This window comes from Magnetospirillum sulfuroxidans, assembly GCF_018224925.1.
Taxonomy (GTDB): Bacteria; Pseudomonadota; Alphaproteobacteria; order Rhodospirillales; family Magnetospirillaceae; genus Magnetospirillum; species Magnetospirillum sulfuroxidans.
Genome location: NZ_JAGTUF010000001.1, coordinates 643,140 through 661,051 on the forward strand (window position 1 = coordinate 643,140; position 17,912 = coordinate 661,051).

At 62.3% G+C, this 17,912-nt stretch carries 16 protein-coding genes; 4 read left to right on the forward strand and 12 right to left on the reverse strand.

Annotated elements, in window-relative coordinates; translation table 11 throughout:
* Window positions 1–13: 13 nt before the first annotated feature.
* The 8 genes from kdsA to KEC16_RS03060 all read right to left on the reverse strand — a co-directional run bounded on the left by kdsA (window position 14) and on the right by KEC16_RS03060 (window position 6,413).
* Entirely contained in the window at window positions 14–859 is an 846-nt protein-coding gene (gene kdsA, locus KEC16_RS03025; RefSeq protein ID WP_211546351.1) for a 3-deoxy-8-phosphooctulonate synthase, read from the reverse strand.
* A 5-nt stretch (window positions 860–864) separates the two neighbouring features.
* Window positions 865–2,493, reverse strand: a complete 1,629-nt coding sequence (pyrG, locus tag KEC16_RS03030; RefSeq protein ID WP_211546154.1) for a CTP synthase — start codon at window positions 2,491–2,493, stop codon at window positions 865–867.
* Between the two features lie 120 nt (window positions 2,494–2,613).
* Complete coding sequence (gene secG / locus KEC16_RS03035; RefSeq protein ID WP_211546155.1) at window positions 2,614–2,940, reverse strand: preprotein translocase subunit SecG; 327 nt, start codon at window positions 2,938–2,940, stop codon at window positions 2,614–2,616.
* A gap of 140 nt (window positions 2,941–3,080) precedes the next feature.
* A complete protein-coding gene (gene tpiA / locus KEC16_RS03040) occupies window positions 3,081–3,839 on the reverse strand; it encodes a triose-phosphate isomerase (protein ID WP_211546156.1) in 759 nt (252 codons plus the stop codon).
* Window positions 3,840–3,959: 120 nt separating this feature from the next.
* Window positions 3,960–4,514 (reverse strand): helical membrane plugin domain-containing protein, encoded by a 555-nt coding sequence (locus tag KEC16_RS03045; RefSeq protein WP_249208661.1) that lies wholly within the window; start codon window positions 4,512–4,514, stop codon window positions 3,960–3,962.
* A gap of 9 nt (window positions 4,515–4,523) precedes the next feature.
* A complete protein-coding gene (locus KEC16_RS03050; protein WP_211546157.1) occupies window positions 4,524–5,663 on the reverse strand; it encodes an NAD(P)/FAD-dependent oxidoreductase in 1,140 nt (379 codons plus the stop codon).
* Window positions 5,664–5,763: 100 nt separating this feature from the next.
* Entirely contained in the window at window positions 5,764–5,994 is a 231-nt protein-coding gene (locus KEC16_RS03055; protein ID WP_211546158.1) for a sulfurtransferase TusA family protein, read from the reverse strand.
* 17 nt (window positions 5,995–6,011) lie between these two features.
* Window positions 6,012–6,413, reverse strand: coding sequence for a hypothetical protein (locus tag KEC16_RS03060; protein WP_211546159.1), 402 nt, complete (start codon window positions 6,411–6,413; stop codon window positions 6,012–6,014).
* 228 nt (window positions 6,414–6,641) lie between these two features.
* On the opposite strand from KEC16_RS03060, the gene KEC16_RS03065 reads away from it, so the two are divergent.
* Window positions 6,642–8,516, forward strand: coding sequence for a peptidyl-prolyl cis-trans isomerase (locus KEC16_RS03065; RefSeq protein ID WP_211546160.1), 1,875 nt, complete (start codon window positions 6,642–6,644; stop codon window positions 8,514–8,516).
* Between the two features lie 2 nt (window positions 8,517–8,518).
* On the forward strand, window positions 8,519–10,039 hold the full coding sequence (gene trpE / locus KEC16_RS03070; protein WP_211546161.1) for an anthranilate synthase component I: 1,521 nt from the start codon (window positions 8,519–8,521) through the stop codon (window positions 10,037–10,039).
* Window positions 10,040–10,082: 43 nt separating this feature from the next.
* Here trpE and KEC16_RS03075 read toward each other — a convergent pair whose 3' ends face one another.
* Window positions 10,083–10,283: a heavy-metal-associated domain-containing protein gene (locus KEC16_RS03075; RefSeq protein ID WP_211546162.1), complete on the reverse strand. Its 201-nt coding sequence runs from the start codon at window positions 10,281–10,283 to the stop codon at window positions 10,083–10,085.
* 139 nt (window positions 10,284–10,422) lie between these two features.
* On the opposite strand from KEC16_RS03075, the gene KEC16_RS03080 reads away from it, so the two are divergent.
* Window positions 10,423–12,357 carry a sensor histidine kinase gene (locus KEC16_RS03080; protein WP_211546163.1) on the forward strand — a complete coding sequence of 645 codons (1,935 nt, stop codon included), beginning with the start codon at window positions 10,423–10,425 and terminating at the stop codon, window positions 12,355–12,357.
* Here the strand turns inward: KEC16_RS03080 and KEC16_RS03085 are convergent.
* The 3 genes from KEC16_RS03085 to KEC16_RS03095 all read right to left on the reverse strand — a co-directional run bounded on the left by KEC16_RS03085 (window position 12,335) and on the right by KEC16_RS03095 (window position 16,312).
* Window positions 12,335–13,456, reverse strand: coding sequence for a divergent polysaccharide deacetylase family protein (locus tag KEC16_RS03085; RefSeq protein WP_249208663.1), 1,122 nt, complete (start codon window positions 13,454–13,456; stop codon window positions 12,335–12,337). The genes KEC16_RS03080 and KEC16_RS03085 overlap by 23 nt on opposite strands.
* Before the next feature lie 61 nt (window positions 13,457–13,517).
* On the reverse strand, window positions 13,518–13,934 hold the full coding sequence (gene cueR, locus KEC16_RS03090; RefSeq protein WP_211546164.1) for a Cu(I)-responsive transcriptional regulator: 417 nt from the start codon (window positions 13,932–13,934) through the stop codon (window positions 13,518–13,520).
* Window positions 13,931–16,312: a heavy metal translocating P-type ATPase gene (locus KEC16_RS03095; RefSeq protein WP_211546165.1), complete on the reverse strand. Its 2,382-nt coding sequence runs from the start codon at window positions 16,310–16,312 to the stop codon at window positions 13,931–13,933. Before KEC16_RS03095 ends, cueR begins: the two co-directional genes overlap by 4 nt.
* A gap of 167 nt (window positions 16,313–16,479) precedes the next feature.
* Between KEC16_RS03095 and KEC16_RS03100 the strand changes: the two genes are divergently transcribed.
* Window positions 16,480–17,868 carry a methyl-accepting chemotaxis protein gene (locus tag KEC16_RS03100; protein WP_211546166.1) on the forward strand — a complete coding sequence of 463 codons (1,389 nt, stop codon included), beginning with the start codon at window positions 16,480–16,482 and terminating at the stop codon, window positions 17,866–17,868.
* Window positions 17,869–17,912 lie beyond the last annotated feature (44 nt).

Below are 17,912 nucleotides of genomic sequence, written 5' to 3' on the forward strand. Positions count from 1 at the left end.
GACGGTTGGATTGTCAGTCGATGCTCAGGGGATGGGCCTTGGCCAAGCGGTCAAAGGCCATCAGGGACTCGATCAGGGCCGGCATGTCGGCCAGACGGATCATGTTGGGTCCGTCGGACGGGGCATGGTCAGGATCGGGATGAGTTTCAATGAAAACGCCGGCAATGCCAAGCGAAACGGCGGCACGGGCCAGAACCGGGGCGAAGCGGCGGTCGCCACCAGAGGACCCTCCCTGCCCGCCCGGACTTTGCACCGCATGGGTGGCGTCCATGATCACCGGGAAGCCGGTGCTCGCCATGATCGGAATCGCCCGCATATCGGCGACCAGATCGCCATAGCCGAAAGACGCGCCGCGCTCGGTCAGCAAGATGCGCGAATTGCCGGTGCTTTCCACCTTGCTCGCCACGTTGGCCATCTGGGACGGCGCCAGGAACTGGCCCTTTTTCACGTTGATGACGGCGCCGGTACGGCCGGCCGCCAGCAACAGATCGGTCTGCCGGCACAAAAAGGCCGGGATTTGCAATACATCCACCGCCTTGGCGACGGGGACGCATTGCTCTTCGTTATGGATGTCGGTCAGCACCGCCAAGCCTAAGGATTCGCGGATTTCGGCGAAGACCGGCAACGCCGCTTCCAGCCCCAGCCCGCGCCGCCCCGACAGCGAGGTGCGGTTAGCTTTGTCGAAGGATGACTTATAAATCAGGCCGATTCCGGCCTTTTCGGTCATCTCCTTCAACGCACCGGCGCATTCCAGCGCGTGTTCGCGGCTTTCCATCTGGCACGGGCCGGCGATCAGAACCAGGGGCAAGTCATTGCCCAAAACCAGATGACGACCGACGGCGACGTGATGATGGGTCATGCTGCTCATACCAATCGCGATTGCCGCACCGCCGCTTCGATGAAGCTGGTGAACAGCGGATGGGGATCGAAAGGCTTGGATTTCAGTTCGGGATGGAATTGCACGCCAATGAACCACGGATGGTCCGAGAACTCGACGATTTCCGGCAACACCCCGTCGGGCGACAGGCCCGAGAAAGTAAGGCCGGCGGCTTCCAGCCGTTCGCGGTAATCCATGTTCACTTCATAACGGTGACGGTGACGCTCGGAAATCCGCTCGGCCCCGTAAATCGCCCGCACGCGCGAACCGGCCTGAAGGTCGCAATCATAAGCGCCCAACCGCAAAGTCCCGCCAAGATCGCCGGAAATCGTACGCTTTTCCAGCGCATTGCCCTTCAGCCATTCGGTCATCAGGCCGACCACCGGCTCGGCGCTGGGGCCAAACTCGGTCGAGCTGGCGCCGGCCAAACCGGCCAGATTGCGGGCGGTCTCGATCACCGCCATCTGCATGCCGAAACAGATGCCGAAATAGGGCACCAAGCGTTCGCGGGCGAACTTCACCGCCTCGATCTTGCCCGAAGCGCCACGCTCGCCGAAGCCGCCGGGCACCAGGATGCCGTGGCAGGGTTCCAGATAATGAACCGCGTCCTCGCGTTCGAAAATCTGGCTGTCGATCCAGTTCAGCCGAACCTTGACGTTGTTGGCGATCCCGCCATGGGTCAGCGCCTCGGCCAGCGACTTATAGCTGTCCAGCAGGCTGGTGTACTTGCCGACCACGGCGATGGTCACCTCGCCTTCCGGCTGGCGGACGCGGTCAACGATGTTGACCCAGCGATCAAGGTTGGGTTCTTGCGATTCGTCGATGCCGAAATGCTTGCACACCTGGGCGTCCAGGCCCTGTTCGTGATAGCTGACCGGCACCTGATAGATGGTATCGACGTCCAGCGCCGGAATCACCGCGCCGTATTGCACGTTGCAAAACAGGGCGATCTTCTTGCGCTCGCCCTCGGGGATGTCGCGATCGGAACGGCACATCAACAGATCGGGCTGAATGCCGACGCTCAGCAATTCCTTGACCGAATGCTGGGTCGGCTTGGTCTTCAACTCGCCCGCCGACGGAATATAGGGCAAAAGCGTCAGATGGATGAACATGGTGGCTTGGCGCCCCAGTTCATTGCCCAGCTGACGAATAGCCTCGAGGAACGGCAGCGATTCAATGTCGCCGACCGTCCCGCCGATTTCGCACAAGATGAAATCCTCGTCGGTGATGTCCGACTTGACGAATTCCTTGATGGCGTTGGTGACGTGCGGAATCACCTGAACGGTGGCGCCCAGGTAATCGCCCCGGCGTTCGCGGGCGATGACGTCGGAATAGATCCGACCGGTGGTGATGTTGTCGGATTTGCGCGAGGCGACGCCGGTAAAGCGTTCGTAATGGCCCAGATCCAGATCGGTCTCGGCCCCATCATCGGTGACGTAGACTTCACCGTGCTGATACGGGCTCATGGTGCCCGGATCGACGTTCAGATAAGGATCGAGCTTGCGCAGGCGCACCTTGAACCCACGCGCCTGCAAGCAGGCCCCGAGGGCGGCGGAAGCCAAGCCCTTGCCCAAGGACGACACGACGCCGCCGGTAATAAAGATGAAACGCGTCATAGGCCCCTTGCTTTCAAGCTTACGGCTGTCACACGCGAAGACCGCCGGCCACACAGACGGCCGGCGAAATCCCCAAATCAAACTCCGCCCGGAGCATTCCGGGGCGTCACGCCCTTGAAATCAGCGCGCCAGCGGAGCGGCAGGCTCGGCCGGAGCCTGAGCCGGAGCAGTCACCGGAGCAACCGCCTTGACCTTGTCGAACGGCGAACCGCCGCCGGTCCGGTTGTTGGCGATGATGGCCAATGCCAGACTGGTGACGAAGAACGTCGCGGCCAGAATGCCGGTGGTCTTGGTCAGCAGGTTGCCCGCCGCCCGGCCGCTCATCAGGCCGCCGCCGCCGCCGCCAATTCCCAGCGCACCGCCTTCAGAGCGTTGCAGCAAGATGACGCCCACCAGGGCGACGGCCAGCAGAAGATGAATGACGAGGATGATCGGAAAGACGTCCATGTGCACACCAAAAATGTCAAACCACCAAAACGGTCCGCCCGGAGCCGCCGCGTGTTCAGCGGGCGGCCCCGGGCGCCGTAAATGTTCGAAGGCGTTTTTAGCCCCCCGCGCCGCGGAAGGCTAGTGCAAAAGTGACATGCCTAAGCGCAGTTACAGGCAATGGCCCAGAAATCATCGACCTTGAGCGCGGCGCCGCCAATCAGGCCGCCGTCGACATCGGGCAGCGCGATCAACTGCGCCGCGTTTTCCGGCTTCATCGAACCACCATAAAGAATACGCATCTTCATCGCTTCGGCCTCGCCGATCAGAACGGCCAGTTCGGCGCGAATGGCGGCATGGACTTCTTGCGCCTGTTCCGGGGTGGCGACACGGCCGGTGCCGATGGCCCAAACCGGCTCGTAGGCGATGACGGTGTTGACGGCATTGGCCCCTTCGGGCAGCGACCCCTTAAGCTGGCTTTTGTTGACCTCGATGGTCTGGCCGGCATCGCGTTGAGCCAAGGTCTCGCCGATGCAGACGATGGCCAGCAGACCGGCGGCATGGGCGGCGACGGCCTTGGCCTTGACCTGCGCGTCGGTTTCGCCGTGGTCGGTGCGACGCTCGGAATGGCCCAAGATCACCGCCGAACAGCCCACATCCTTTAAAAGCGCGGGCGAGGTGTCACCGGTATGGGCGCCGGCGGTCTTGCCATGACAATCTTGGCCGCCAACCGTGACGCCGGAACCGGCGACGGCGCCAACCACGGCCCCCAGCAACGGGAAGGGCGGGCAAATCAGCATGTCGCAAGCCAGATCAGGCTGCGCCTTGCGTTTGGCGGCGATGCCTTCGGCCAGGGCGACGCCATCGGCCAGCAAGCCGTTCATCTTCCAATTACCGGCGATCAGCGGACGTCTGCTCATTTTATTTCTCCCTTGGGCAATTCTGGCGACCTTGGCCGCGTATAGCACCAACCGAAGGCTGCGTCCAAAAAAAGGCGGACCGCGCCGCGATCCGCCTTTGCGTCATCGTGATGCCGCGGATTATTCCTGCGCCATCGGCGCCCCCTTGCCGATCACCACCGCCCGCCGCCGCAACGCGCACGAGAACGACAGCATGAAGCGCAGGGATTCCTGGGTTTCCGGCTTCGACAGCATCTTGATGGTGCCCATCAAGCCGGGGGAAGCCGCCGGAATCGAGCATTCGGCGATGGCGTCTTCCATGGCCCCCTTGGCTTCGTATGCCAAAGTGGCCAGATCCTCGGTGCCCAGGTTGTTGGCCATGTGCTCGATGAACGAGAACGCCCGGTCGATCATGCTGTCGGAAGCGGCCCGGCGAGCGCCATGGATCAGTTGCACGGCGTCAAGCAACGTCTCTAAGGCGCCATTGCGGTGCAGACTGCCGATGCCTTCCAGCAGGGCCGAAACCCCCGCCTGCACATCGGGATCATTCAGCTTGTCCAGAACCTCCAGCGAATTGCCGGCGGTGATGGCCAAGCGTTCAACCATGGAATCGCACATGGCGTTGCGGGCGCCCTGAACCAGTTGCGCCAATTCGTCCATGGCGGGGACGCAAGCGGCGGCGGCATCGTCTTTCATCGCGTCCTCCTACAACAGGCCGCGGGCGGACAGCCAGTACAAGCGGTTATAAGCCAACTTGAACCAGTGCAGCATCTGCGACGGCGGCGCCACCGTCGGCGGCGTCTTATAGTTGAACCAAACATAGGTGCCGGTGGAAAAGCCGGTTTCGATGAAGCAAAAGGCCTTGCCGTCATATTCCCGCGCCCACCGGCCTTCCTGCACCAGCGACGCCAGATTGTCGATCAACACATCGGCTTCGAAATGGGCCGTCGAGCCAGCCTTGGAAATGGGAATGTTGGTGGTGTCGCCGACAACGAAGATATCGTCCGAGCCTTCGCGATGCAGCGTCTTGGTGTTGGTCGGCACCCAGCCGCCCTTCCCCAGGCCGGATTCGGAAATCACCGACGCGCCTTCATGCGGCGGGATGGTCACCAGCAGGTCATACGGCAATTCCGAGCCTTCCATCGAGGTGATGGTCTTGGCCTGGGGATCAACCTTTTCCGTGTTGAAGAACACTTCCGACTTGATGCCCAATTGCTCGAATACCGGTCCGGCCCAATGAGCCACCGGCTCCAGCGAATGCAGACGGCCGATGGGATAGGTATAGGTGATCTCGCTCTTGTCGCGCAGGCCCTTGGCTTCCAGGAATTCATGCAGCATCAGGGTGAATTCAACCGGCGCCACCGGGCATTTGTGCGGGGCGTTGATGTTGACGACGATCTTGCCGCCCTGGAAGGCGTTGAGCGCGTCACGCAGTTTACGCGCCCCTTCCAGGTCATAAAACCAATGGGCGCCTTCCTGCATGCCCGGCACGCTTTGCGGCATGATGCGCGAGCCGGTGGCCAGCACCAGATAATCGTATCTGAAGGTCCGGCCGGAATCCGTCGTCACCTGTTTCTTTTCCGCGTCGATGGCCTTGGCCGGATCGACGAAGAAATTGATCCGCCGGTCCAGCACCCGGCTTTGCTCGCGGAACATCTCGTGTTCGCGCATGCGACCGAACGGCACATACAGCAAACCGGGTTGATACATGTGGGTATCGCAGGTGCCCAACATGGTGATGCTGACGGCGCCAGAGCGCAACTGAGTGCCCAACTGGCGGCACAAACCATTGGCGACGATGGTGCCAGCCAGGCCACCACCGACGATCAGGATCGTCTTCGACATGTGTTCCCTCCCAGGGATTGTTTTGCGCTTGAGCCGTCTTTGGTCGCGGCTTTGGGCAGAAAAACGCGCCCATCATTGTGTGGGCGCTTCGTCTTCTTGATTACTTCGCCTTCTTGACCACCACGCTCCAATAGCCGTCATGCTCGGTGCTGCCGACGAAGCTGTGACCAACCTTGGCGACCCAAGCCGGAATATCGGCCACCGATCCTTTGTCCGAAGACAAAATCTCGACTTCCTCACCGATCGCGGCCAGCTTCAGCGCCGCGATCAACTCCATCAGCGGCCCCGGACAAAAAGCCCCACGGGCGTCAACTGTCTGGCGTTCAGCCATGTTTTTCATCCTTCCGCTTACAGAGTGATCAATTCGCCGTCCTCGGCGTCGGACAGAAATTTGGCCAAGCCGGCGGTGCCGTCGAACAATCCTTCGACCAGATCTGCCTGGGCATCCCAGTGATTGAGGTCAAGCACCAGCGAACAGGCCCACATCTGCATTTCCCCCAGCATCCGGCCTTGCTCGAACAGCTCCATGGCGTCGGGGACGTTCTTGGTGACGAATTGTTCGTGGAAATAACCGCCGTGATAACGTTCCTGCGGCGTCACCCCCCGGCGGAACGCCAAGATGGCGTTCATGGTGACGAACACCTGAACCGGACGGTCGGAAACCGCCGCCACCGATGCGATCATGGCGGCAAGCTGGATCTTTTCATGCTCGCCCGAGGCAAGCATGATGAATAAAGGCTTTGAAGCCATCTATGGTCCCTCCCTATCGAGGCTTTCTTATTTAAGAAGGTTCTTACCTTCATTACTTGTTATATACATCAATCAGGGACCCTGGGGGCAAGCAGATTCGTAACCGCTTGGCCCCGCCGGCAATGACGGCCGATTCCACAGTTGCGGCCCCCGCCCCCCCCTCTTATGATGCCGACCACTTTGCCCAAGGGTCATACGGCCCAGGCGCCTCTTACTTTGTCGGGAACCATGCTCGATTCTTTCCGCTCCGCCTCGAAGTCCTGGGTCATTAAACTGCTGTTCGGATTGCTGATTCTCAGCTTCCTTGCCTGGGGTGTCGGCGACGTGATCCGCGGCGGCCTGTTCGGCCGCGGCCCGGCCATCGAAGTCGGCGACCGCCAGTTCACCGCCGCCGAGGTGATGAGCGAATTCAAGCGTGACATCGACGTGCTGCAACCCCAGTTCGGCGGCAAGCTGACCACCGCCGACGCCCGCAAGCTGGGGCTGCTGGACCGCACCATCGACACCATCGTCACCCGCACCCTGATCGACGAAGCCGGCCGCAAGCTTGGCTTGACCACGGCGGACGAAGTGGTGGTCGCCAAGGTGGCGGCCGAACCCAGTTTCCGCAACGAGCTGGGACAATTCGACCGCGACCTGCTGCGCCGCGCCCTGTCCCGCGCCGGCTGGTCGGAAGCCGAATTCATGCGCCAGGAAAAAGACAACATCTTGCGCACCCAGGTGGCCGAGGCTCTGAGCGGCGGCGTCACCGCTCCGCAAACCCTGACCGACCCGCTGGTTCGCTGGAACCGCGAAAGCCGGGTCGCCGACACGGTGACCATCAAGGCCAGCGCCATGGCCCAGCCGGCAACCCCCGACGCCGCCGTTCTGGAAGCTTATTACAAGGCCAACGCCACCAGCTTCATGGCGCCGGAATTCCGCGCCGTCACGGCGTTGATGCTGCGATCGGCCGATGCCGGCCGCGATATCCAGATCACCGCCGACATGGTCGCCGAAGCCTATAAAACCCGCGAAGACGAATTCCACACCCCGGAACGCCGGACCGTCTCCCAGATTGTCGTCGTCGACGACGCCAGCGCCGACAAGGCCGGCGAAATGGTCAAGGCCGGCAAGGATCTAAAGGTTATCGCCAAGGAATTGGGGGTCAACCTCATTGATCTGGGACTGGTGGAAAAGGGTGACCTGCCCGACGAATTGTCCGGTCTGGTGTTCGAGACCGCCGTCGGCGCCGTCACCCAGCCGGTCAAGACCGCGCTTGGCTTTCATATTGCCAAGGTCATCTCAAGCACCCCCGAGAAAATTCGCCCCCTCGACGAGGTCAAGGACCAACTCGCCAAGGATTTGCTGCGGGAAAAATCCGTTGATCGGATGTCCGAACTGGCCAATCAGGTCGAAGATTCCCTGGGCGGCGGCGCCACCTTGGAAGAAACCGCCGCACGCTTCCAATTGTCGGTGATCCGCATCGCCGCCCTGGATGCCAGGGGGCTTGCCCCCAACGGCAAGCCCGCCGCCAACATCCCCCACAGCGATTCGTTTCTCGATGTGGCCTTCCACACCGAACAGGGAACGGAAAGCCAGTTGACCGAAATCGACAACGAGGGGTTGTTCCTGCTGCGTGTCGATTCCGTCACCCCGCCGCAGCCCAAGGCGCTGGCGGAAGTCCGCGCCGACGTGATTGCCGCTTGGCAAGCCGAGCAGCGCCAGGCCGCCGCCAAGACCATGGCCGACAAGATCACCGACCGGGTCAAGGCTGGCGAAACCCTGGCCAAGGTGGCGCAATCGCTGTCGCTGAAGCTGGACACCACCGTCGCCTTCACCCGCGAGGGCAGCGACGCCGCCAAGCTGCCCCCCGATGTCGTCAGCGCCATGTTCGACGGCAAGCCCGGCACTGTCGGCGCCGCCGCCACCCGTGACGGCTGGATGGTGGCGCAGCTGGACAAGGTCGTGCCCTACGACGGCAAGACCGACGCCAAGGCGGCGGAACAATTGCGCCTACGCACCGCCAGCGCCATTTCCGTCGATCTGATCGATCAATATATCGCTGCCCTCAACGCCGAAATCGGCGTCAAGGTGGACCGCAGCCAGCTTGCCCGCGAAGAGTGATCATGACCGCCAACCCCGAATACGCCACCTTCCGCCAGAGCTATGACGCGGGAAAGCCGCAGGTGGTTTGGCGGACTTTGGTCGCCGATCTGGAAACGCCGGTTTCGGCCTTTTTGAAACTGGCGGACAACCAGCCGCATTCCTTTTTGCTGGAATCGGTCGAAGGCGGCGCCGTGCGCGGGCGCTATTCGGTTCTGGGCATGAAGCCCGATCTGCTGTGGAAATGCGTCGGCAACCGGGCCTGGATCAACCGCAACGCCCGCACCGACACCGATGCGTTCGAGCCCTGCCCGGTGGCCGAGTCCCAGGGCACCTTGGCGTCGTTGCGCGCCCTGGTGGCGGAAAGCCGCGTCGATATTCCGCCAAACCTGCCGCCGATGGCCGCCGGTCTGGTCGGTTACATGACCTATGACACCATCCGGCTGGTGGAAAAGCTGCCCGACAACAATCCCGACACCATCGGCATTCCTGACGGCATCTACATGCGGCCGACGGTGATGGCGGTGTTCGACAACGTCAACGGCACCTTGACGGCGGTGATCCCGGTATGGCCGCGTTCGGGGGTTGACGCCCGCGCCGCCTTTGAACTGGCGCAAGAACGGCTGGGCTTTGTGGTCGAAGCGCTGGAAAGCCCGCTGCCCCATGCGGCCAGGATCGAGGACCGGGCCAGCCACGCCCCCCATCCGGTGCCGTCGATGACGCCAGAGGAATATTGCGACAAGGTGCGCAAGGCCAAGGAATACATCGCCGCCGGTGACATTTTCCAAGTGGTGATCAGTCAACGCTTGGCGGTACCGTTCAAGCTGCCGCCGTTTTCGTTATATCGGGCGTTGCGCCGCATGAATCCCAGCCCGTTTCTGGTTTATATGAATCTGGACGGTTTTCAGCTGGTTGCCTCCAGCCCGGAAATCCTGGTGCGGCTGCGTGACGGCAAAGTCACCGTCCGCCCCATCGCCGGCACCCGCAAGCGCGGCGCCGACGCCGTCGAAGACGAAGAATTGGCCGCCGATCTGTTGGCCGATCCCAAGGAACTGGCCGAGCATCTGATGCTGCTGGATCTGGGCCGCAACGATGTCGGCCGGGTGGCCAAGATCGGTTCGGTCAAGGTGACCAAAAAGATGTTCGTCGAGTATTACTCGCATGTCATGCACATCGTTTCCAACGTCGAAGGCGACATTCGCGACGATTGCGACGCCATGGATGCGTTGATGGCCGGCTTCCCCGCCGGCACCACCTCGGGCGCACCGAAGATCCGCGCCATGGAAATCATCGACGAGCTGGAACCCGAACGCCGGTCCTTTTATGCCGGTTGCATGGGCTACATCTCGGGGAACGGCAACATGGATACCTGCATTGCCCTGCGGACCACCCTGGTCAAGGATGGCACCATGTATGTCCAGGCCGGCGCCGGCATCGTCGCCGATTCGGTTCCGGAAAAGGAACACGAGGAATGCATGAACAAGGCCCGCGCCTTGGTGCGGGCGGCGGAAGAAGCGTTGGAATATACGCTGATCCGTCAATAAGCGGAAAAAGCCGGGGTCTGCCCCGGCTTTTTTTCGCCACCCCTTAGGCTGCGCCGTGAAACTCGAAACCGGCGCCGTCCACCGCCTTCTTAACCTGGCTCTCGTCGGCGCCATCGACGGTGACGGTGGCAGTTCCCAGGTCGATGGTCACGGCAGCGGCCGGAGCTTCGGCCTTGATCGCCGATTCCACCGAGCGGGCGCATCCCCCACAGGTCATGCCCGTCACCTTGTAAGTCTTGCTCATTACGGTCGCTCCAGCTGCGATTGAACATTTCCAGTGTGAAGCTTCCTCCCACCGGAAGGTCAAGCGGAAGTGTTGCTTGCGCTTCACTCGTACCATGCCATAGTACGTATTATTGCGGCATATGACATATGCGGAATTAATGAAGCTTCGCCCCCTGACCATCCGCCGGCTGTTTGTATGGTTGGCGCTGGCGCTGACCCTGTGCGCATTGCCATTTCCTGCAAGCCAGGCCTTGGCCCAAACGATTGAACTGACCGTTCAAGACCAAGACATTGAACTGAACGCGCTGCTTGAACACCGCGTCGATCCCGATGGGGTGTTGAATGCGGCGAACCTGATCAAATCCGATGTCTATCAATGGGACCACGATGGTTTCCAAGCCTTCGGCTATACCAGCGACGTGCATTGGTTCCGTCTGCGTTTGCTCCGCCCCCCCCCTGTGGCCGATGAATGGGTTTTGGAATTGGGCCGCCCGTTCATGGATGACGTCCGCATTTTCATCGACGACGGGCGAAAGATGGAAGAACACCGCCTGGGCGACCATATCCCCGTCGCCCAGCGCCCCTTGCCCACGCGCATGATGGTTTTGCCGCTGAAACTGCCGGCTGATCGTCCCATCACCCTTTTGATCCGCACCCAAACCACCAGCGCCACCGCCCTGACCGCCAGCTTGTCCCGCCCCTTGTTCTTCGCCAACCGCGAGGGACGCGAAAGCCTGTATTACGGCGTATTCTATGGCATCTATATCGTCGTCATCTTGTTCCACCTGACCATCGGCAGCTGGATCGGCGACCGGTTGCATCTGATTTACGCCGTCTTCGCCAGCTGCCAAATGATTTCGTACACGTTCATCAACGGATATGGGCAGATTCTGCTTGATCAAAGCTGGCCCTATCTCAGTGATCGCGTCATCAACATCACCAACTTCACCTCTTGCTTCCTGGCCATATGGCTGTGGATCGAAATTTTGGGGATGAAGCGCAATTACCCAAGAATTTTCAGGGTGTATCAGGGGATCGCCGGGCTATTCCTGGCCGCCCTTGTGGTCGGCTGGGGCGATCTTTACCCCCGCATCGCCCCGGGGGCCTTTTTTCTCATCGCCGGCACGTCCTTCGCTTCGTTGGGCTTGGCCGCCGACCAATTGCGGCAAAACCCCGCCCATCGCACCTTGTGGTTCTTCACCGTGGGTTTTGCCGTGGTTTGTGTCGCCTTAAGCATTCACGTGTCGGCGTTGCTGGGCCTAGTTCCGTTATACCTGTTGCCGGAAAATCTGCACCAGATCAGCGCCCTGACCCATCTCACCTTATTATCCGCCGGACTGATCTATCGCATCCGTGAAATGAACCAAGAACGATCCTCGGCCCGCGAAGAGGCCATCACCGCCTCGGCCCGCGCTGATGGCCAACGTTCACTGGTGGCCATGCTGTCACACGAATTCCGCACCCCCTTGGTCATGATCCATTCGGCCGCGCAAATGATCCGCTTCCGCGAAACCGCCATGGCTTCGGGCACGCGGGAGCGGCTGGAACGCATCGAAGGAACGGCGCGGCGGTTATCTGCTTTGATCGACGTGTTTTTGGCCAGCGACGCCTTGGACCAGGGCAAGATCGTCCTGACCCCGCGTGAAGGGGAAATATCGGTGCTGGTCGAGCGGGTCCTGCCCCAATTCGGCGGCCAAGCCCGGCGCATCCAGGTCGCGCAATTTCCCCCCATCCGTTTGATCGCCGACCATGACCTGCTGGGGGTGGCGCTGCGCAATTGCTTGGCCAATGCCTTGAATTATTCGCCGCCCCAAAGCCCGGTCTGGCTGAGTTTAAGCGTTACCGACGGCACCGTCAGCATCTGCGTCAGGGATGAAGGCCCCGGCATTGCGGCGGAAGAGCTGGAACATATCGGCACGCCTTATTATCGGGGCCGTCACAGCAGCCACAAAGCCGGCAGCGGCTTGGGGATCAGCATGATCCGCACCATCATCCAAGCCCATGGCGGCTCGATGACGGTGCACAGCGTCCTTGGCGCCGGCACCACCATCACCTTGTCCTTGCGTGATTTCAGCGCCCCGTCCCCTGCTTGACGATGGTGGTCAGCGGAACCAGGGTGAACCCCCTGGTTTCCAAACCGGGCAACCATGTCGCCAGGGCCTCGATGGTGCCGTCATGGGGGTGGCCGATGGCGATGGCGACGCCGTGCTTGCGGGCATAAGCCTCGGTCTGCGCCAATTGTCCGCGCACCGCCGCCACCGACATCTCGTTATCAAGAAAGATATGGCGGGCGGCAAAAGGAACGCCGTATTGCCGGGCCAAATCGGGGGCGACACTCTTTTGCGTGGTCACCGAATCCAGGAACAGCAGGCCACGGGCGCGGATTTCCTCCATCACCACATTCATGCCGGCGCGATCGGCGGTAAAGCGCGAGCCCATATGGTTATTGATGCCGACGAAGCCATCGAAACGGCTTAAGCCCCAGCGCAGCCGACGCCGCAATTCCTCGATCGGCAAACCAACTTCCAACACGTCGGGACCGGGGTCATAGGATTCGCTTTGCGGCTGCATGGGGACATGAACCATCAATTCATGCCCGCGCTGATGCGCATTTTGGGTAATGCCGCGCAGGTTCTCGGCATAAGTCATCCACGCCAGGGTCAAGGGCGGCGGCAAGGCCACCACCTTTTCGCTGCGACGACGATCAACCCCCAGATCGTCGATGACCACGGCGATCAGCGGCCGCCCCGCCAAGGGCGGCGGCGGCACGGCAAAGCGAATCCAGGCCGGTTTGCCGGTCGGGGAAATCGGCGCTGGCGGCGGCGGCAACGGCAACGGCAACGCGGCCAGTTCGGACGGTGCCGGCGATGGCGGCGCCGGATCTTCGTCCGACGGATCGAAACCATCATCGGCCATGCCGCCGGGGCGAGGCATGGGAATCGGGGTCAAGGGGTCGAATTTTTCCGGCTCGGGCTCGGGTTCGGGCAGAACCAGCATCTCGTCCTGCGGCGACGGACGGTCAACCTGCATTTCCGCCTGTTCCCAGGCCTTGCTTTGCTGACGTTCCGAGCGTGCCGACAAAATCCCATAGCCGACACCAACGCCAATGCCGACACCGCCCAACAGCACGACGGCCATCAGCAAGGTGACCGCCCATGGCTTGTGATGGGTGGGGGCACGCCTGCTTTCCATCAACATGCGCCGAATTTCGCGCCGCGACACCCAAAACCCTCCTACCGAACCGGAAGCCGGTTTATAGCCCCTGCCCCGTATCGCCGCAACAACCGGGAGCCAGTCCTTCCAGGATCGGACAATCGGGGCGATCGTCGCCGTGACAGCGACTGATCAAGCCTTCCAGGGTTTGGCGGATGGCTTGCAACGCGGCGATTTTTTGCTCCACCGCCAGCACGTGACCTTGGGCGATGCGCCGAACATCGGCGCTGGCGCGGTCGCGGTCGCGCCACAAGGTCAGCAAATCGCCGACATCGTGGACGGAAAACCCCAACGACCGGGCTTTTTGGATGAATTTCAGCGTCTCGACCTCGGCATCGCCGTAATCGCGATAGCCCGAGGCAGTGCGTCCCGCCGCCGGGATCAGGCCGATTTCCTCATAGTAGCGGATGGTCTTGGCGGCGACACCCGACCGCTTGGCCGCTTGGCCGATATTCATTTCCCCCTCCACCGTCGCAGCAACAAGGAATTGGAAACCACCGAGACACTGGAAAAGGCCATCGCCGCCCCGGCGATGACCGGCGTCAGCAAGGCCAGGGCCGAAGCCGGAATGGCCACCACGTTATAGAAAAAGGCCCAGAACAGATTTTGGCGGATCTTGGCCCGTGTCGCCCGCGAAATCGACAATGCCGCCGGCAGCAAGGCCGGATCGCCCTTGACCAGGGTGATCCCCGCCGCCTGCATGGCCACGTCGGTGCCGGTGCCCATGGCGATGCCCACATGGGCGGCGGCCAAGGCCGGGGCGTCGTTGACGCCGTCACCGACCATGGCAACCACAGAGCCCCCGGCCTTCAGCCGTTCGATCTCGGCGGCTTTGTCTTCGGGCAGAACTTCGGCGATCACCCGGCTGATGCCCAGCGCCTGGGCCACCACGGCGGCGGCGCGGGCATTATCGCCGGTCAGCATCACCGATTGCACCCCCAAGGCGGCCAGACCGGCCACGGCGGCGGCGGCGCTGTCCTTGACCGGGTCGGCGACGGCGATACAGCCCAGCACCACGCCGTCGGCGGCAACCCACATGACGGTCCGGCCGGATTGTTCCTCGGCGGTGGCGGCGGCGGCGAAAGCGGCCATGGACAATCCCCGTTCGCTCATCAGCCGCGACGAGCCGACCAGCACGGCGATCGCATCCACCTCGGCCTCCAATCCCCGCCCCGGCAGGGCCTTGAACGAAGCCGGCGACGACAGCGCCACACCGGCCGCGTGGGCCAGCACCGCCCGCGCCAGCGAATGCTCGCTGCCCTGCTGAGCCGATGCCGCCAGACGCAGCAAGGCCGGATCACCATGCACCGCCACCACCGCCGGTTTTCCCTGTGTCAGCGTCCCGGTCTTGTCGAAAACCATCACCGTGATCGAATGGGCCAGTTCCAGCGCCTCGGCGTCCTTGATCAGGATGCCGTGACGGGCGGCCATGCCGGTGCCGACCATGATGGCGGTGGGCGTGGCCAGTCCCAGCGCGCAGGGGCAGGCGATCACCAGCACCGAAACGGCGGCGACGAAAGCCAGATGCAGATCACCGGCCAATAACCACCACCCCAGGAAGGACAGCGCCGCGATAGCCACCACCACCGGCACGAAAATAGCCGAGATGCGGTCCACCAGTTTTTGCACCGGCGCCTTCGATGCCTGCGCCCCCTGAACCATGCGAATGATGCGGGAAATGGTGCTTTCCGCCCCCACCCGCGTGGCGCGGACCCGCAACAGGCCATCGCCATTGATCGCCCCGGCGACGACATCGTCGCCGCTTTGCTTGGCCACCGGCAGGCTTTCGCCGGTAATCAACGCCTCGTCCACTTGCGAAACGCCCTCGATCACCAGACCATCCACCGGCACCCGCTCGCCCGGACGGATTTGCACCACGTCGCCCGGATGCACGGCATCGGCGGGAATTTCCAACAACCGCCCGTCGCGTTCCACCCGCGCACTTTGCGGCCGCAACGTCATCAGGGCGCGGATGGCGCCGGCGGCCGAGCGCTTGGCCCGCGTCTCCAGCAATTTGCCCAGCAGCACCAGGGTGATGACCACGGCGGCGCCTTCGAAATAAAGATCGGCATGATCGCCGTGACCTTGCGCCACCGCCCAGGCCGAAATCCCCCAAGCGGCCGAAGTCCCCAGCACCACCAACACATCCATATTGCCGGCGCCGCCGCGCAACGAAGTCCAGGCGCCGCGATAGAAACGCCAGCCGATCCAAAACTGTACCGGCGCCGACAAGATCAATTGCCCCCACCCCGGCACCGTCCACGGCCAGCCGGCCAGATGGGCGACCATCCCCAGCACCAGCGGCAAGGTCAAAAGCGCGGACACCGCCAATCGCCAGCTTTGCCGCCGCAGATCCGCGGCATGGGCGACTTCGTCCCGTCCCATCTGGACGTCTTCGTTGATCACCACCTGGGCGGTGAAGCCGGCTTTTTCCACCGCCAGCACCACGTCGGCCGCCGCCACCGTGCCGGCGGCGAAGCCGACCCGCGCCCGCTCGGTGGCCAGATTGACGCTGGCCTGGGTCACCCCCGCCACCTTGCCCAGCACCTTTTCCAACCGGGTCGAACACGCGGCGCAGGTCATGCCGCCAATGGCCAGTTCAAGTGTGTCTTCGGCAACGGAAAAGCCGGCCTTGCCGACGGCCTCGACCAAGGCGATGCCGCCGATGCGGCTGCCGTCGAAATGGATATCGGCCAGTTCGCTCGCCAGCGACACCTTGGCGTCAACGACGCCATCCAGCCGAGACAAGACTTTTTCCAGCCGGGTCGAGCAGGCGGCGCAGATCATCCCCCGCACCGGCAGCGAAATATGGGTTTGGATGGATTGGACAGACATGACGTTCAGGCCCCGGATTTCGACCTTGACCAGTAAGGACCTTCCAGTCACCGGAAGGTCAAGGGGTTAATACCAAAAATCGGCTTTTTAATACCGTTTTAAACGGGCACACTGCCCGCCAATGGAGTCCGACAAGAATCTCCAAGCCACTTGAGGGAGGAAAATGTATGAGTCCGGAGATTTTTGCCGTCGAAATTCTGGCGCGGGTCGAGAAGCTTGTCCTTGAAGTCGCCGACATTGCCGGCAGCATCGACGATGTTTCTAAATTCGTCGTCCAGCAACGCGATGGCTTCGCCCATATCCGGACCATCACCCAGCAGCTTGATGGCCTGATCGGCCAAATCGCCGCCGATGGCGACGCCACCAATCAGGTAGCGATCGAAGCCGGCGACAATTCCCGCCGATCGCTGGCCACCGTGCGCGCCGCCTTGGGCGATATCGGCGCTTTGGCTGAATCGGTCCGCGCCATTCAGGCGCAATTGTCGCACCTTGACGCCATGTTGTCGGAAGTGGGCAACAGCGCCCAATCCATCCAGATGATCGCCGGCCAGACCAATCTGCTGGCACTCAACGCCACCATCGAAGCGGAACGGGCGGGCGAAGCCGGCCGCGGCTTCGCCGTCGTCGCCTCGGCGGTGAAAACCCTGTCGCGCCGCACCTCCGAGGTCACCGCCGGTATCGACGGCGCCGTCTCTTCGCTGTCCGAAAGCATCGCCGAACTGGTCCGGGCCAGCGCCGCGACAGTGGACATCGCCGGCGACGTCAACCAAGGCGTCAACATCATCAGCGCCACAGTGGAAGGCTTTGATCAGGCATTGTCCACCGTCGCCGCCAAGGTCGAGGATATTTCCGCCGCCAGTGCCGATAGCCGGGTGCAATGCGAGGACGTGGTCGATTATGTCGATACCTTTAACGTCAGCCTGGAAACCACCGGCAACGATTTGAAGGACGCCGACGAACGCATCACCGCCTTGCTGCACAAGGCCGAGGAATTGATGGGCTTCATCAGCGATCATGGCTATGACACCCCCAACCGCATTTTCATCGATTCGGCACGCAGCACGGCTGCGGCCCTGTCGACCCTTTTCACCCAAGCCGTGGACCGGGGCGAAATCGGCATCACCGCCTTGTTCGACGAGAATTACCGCCTTATTCCCGCCAGTAACCCGGAACAATTCCTGACCGGGTTCAATGATTTCGCCGATCGCACCTTGCGCCCGATCCAAGACGCGCAACTGGCGCTGTCGCCGCTGCTGCTGATCTGCGCCGCCGTCGATCGCAACGGCTATTTGCCGACCCATCAAGAGCAATATTCCAAGCCGCAAGGCAATGATGTGGTGTGGAACAACGCCAATTGCCGCAACCGCCGTTTCTTCGCCGACCGCGCCGGCCTGCGTTCGGCCCGCAATCAGGCGCCCTTTTTGTTGCAGACCTATCGCCGCGACATGGGCGGCGGCAAATTCATCTTGCTCAAGGAGGCCTCGGCCCCGATCTGGGTCAAGGGACGCCATTGGGGCGGCTTCCGCGTCGCCTTCAAGGCCGGCGATCAAGGCTGAATTCGACGCCGCGTCCTTGACCTGAGCGCATCGCCCCTGCATTC

What these genes read in the sequence shown, in the direction of transcription:
- trpE (WP_211546161.1), top strand. Translation starts at nt 8,519, where the DNA reads ATGACCGCCAACCCCGAATACGCCACCTTCCGCCAGAGCTATGACGCG.
- KEC16_RS03080 (WP_211546163.1), top strand. Translation starts at nt 10,423, where the DNA reads ATGAAGCTTCGCCCCCTGACCATCCGCCGGCTGTTTGTATGGTTGGCG.
- KEC16_RS03050 (WP_211546157.1), bottom strand. Translation starts at nt 5,663, where the DNA reads ATGTCGAAGACGATCCTGATCGTCGGTGGTGGCCTGGCTGGCACCATC.
- KEC16_RS03045 (WP_249208661.1), bottom strand. Translation starts at nt 4,514, where the DNA reads ATGAAAGACGATGCCGCCGCCGCTTGCGTCCCCGCCATGGACGAATTG.
- KEC16_RS03095 (WP_211546165.1), bottom strand. Translation starts at nt 16,312, where the DNA reads ATGTCTGTCCAATCCATCCAAACCCATATTTCGCTGCCGGTGCGGGGG.
- kdsA (WP_211546351.1), bottom strand. Translation starts at nt 859, where the DNA reads ATGACCCATCATCACGTCGCCGTCGGTCGTCATCTGGTTTTGGGCAAT.
- KEC16_RS03075 (WP_211546162.1), bottom strand. Translation starts at nt 10,283, where the DNA reads ATGAGCAAGACTTACAAGGTGACGGGCATGACCTGTGGGGGATGCGCC.
- KEC16_RS03065 (WP_211546160.1), top strand. Translation starts at nt 6,642, where the DNA reads ATGCTCGATTCTTTCCGCTCCGCCTCGAAGTCCTGGGTCATTAAACTG.
- KEC16_RS03100 (WP_211546166.1), top strand. Translation starts at nt 16,480, where the DNA reads ATGAGTCCGGAGATTTTTGCCGTCGAAATTCTGGCGCGGGTCGAGAAG.
- KEC16_RS03055 (WP_211546158.1), bottom strand. Translation starts at nt 5,994, where the DNA reads ATGGCTGAACGCCAGACAGTTGACGCCCGTGGGGCTTTTTGTCCGGGG.
- cueR (WP_211546164.1), bottom strand. Translation starts at nt 13,934, where the DNA reads ATGAATATCGGCCAAGCGGCCAAGCGGTCGGGTGTCGCCGCCAAGACC.
- secG (WP_211546155.1), bottom strand. Translation starts at nt 2,940, where the DNA reads ATGGACGTCTTTCCGATCATCCTCGTCATTCATCTTCTGCTGGCCGTC.
- KEC16_RS03060 (WP_211546159.1), bottom strand. Translation starts at nt 6,413, where the DNA reads ATGGCTTCAAAGCCTTTATTCATCATGCTTGCCTCGGGCGAGCATGAA.
- tpiA (WP_211546156.1), bottom strand. Translation starts at nt 3,839, where the DNA reads ATGAGCAGACGTCCGCTGATCGCCGGTAATTGGAAGATGAACGGCTTG.
- pyrG (WP_211546154.1), bottom strand. Translation starts at nt 2,493, where the DNA reads ATGACGCGTTTCATCTTTATTACCGGCGGCGTCGTGTCGTCCTTGGGC.
- KEC16_RS03085 (WP_249208663.1), bottom strand. Translation starts at nt 13,456, where the DNA reads ATGGAAAGCAGGCGTGCCCCCACCCATCACAAGCCATGGGCGGTCACC.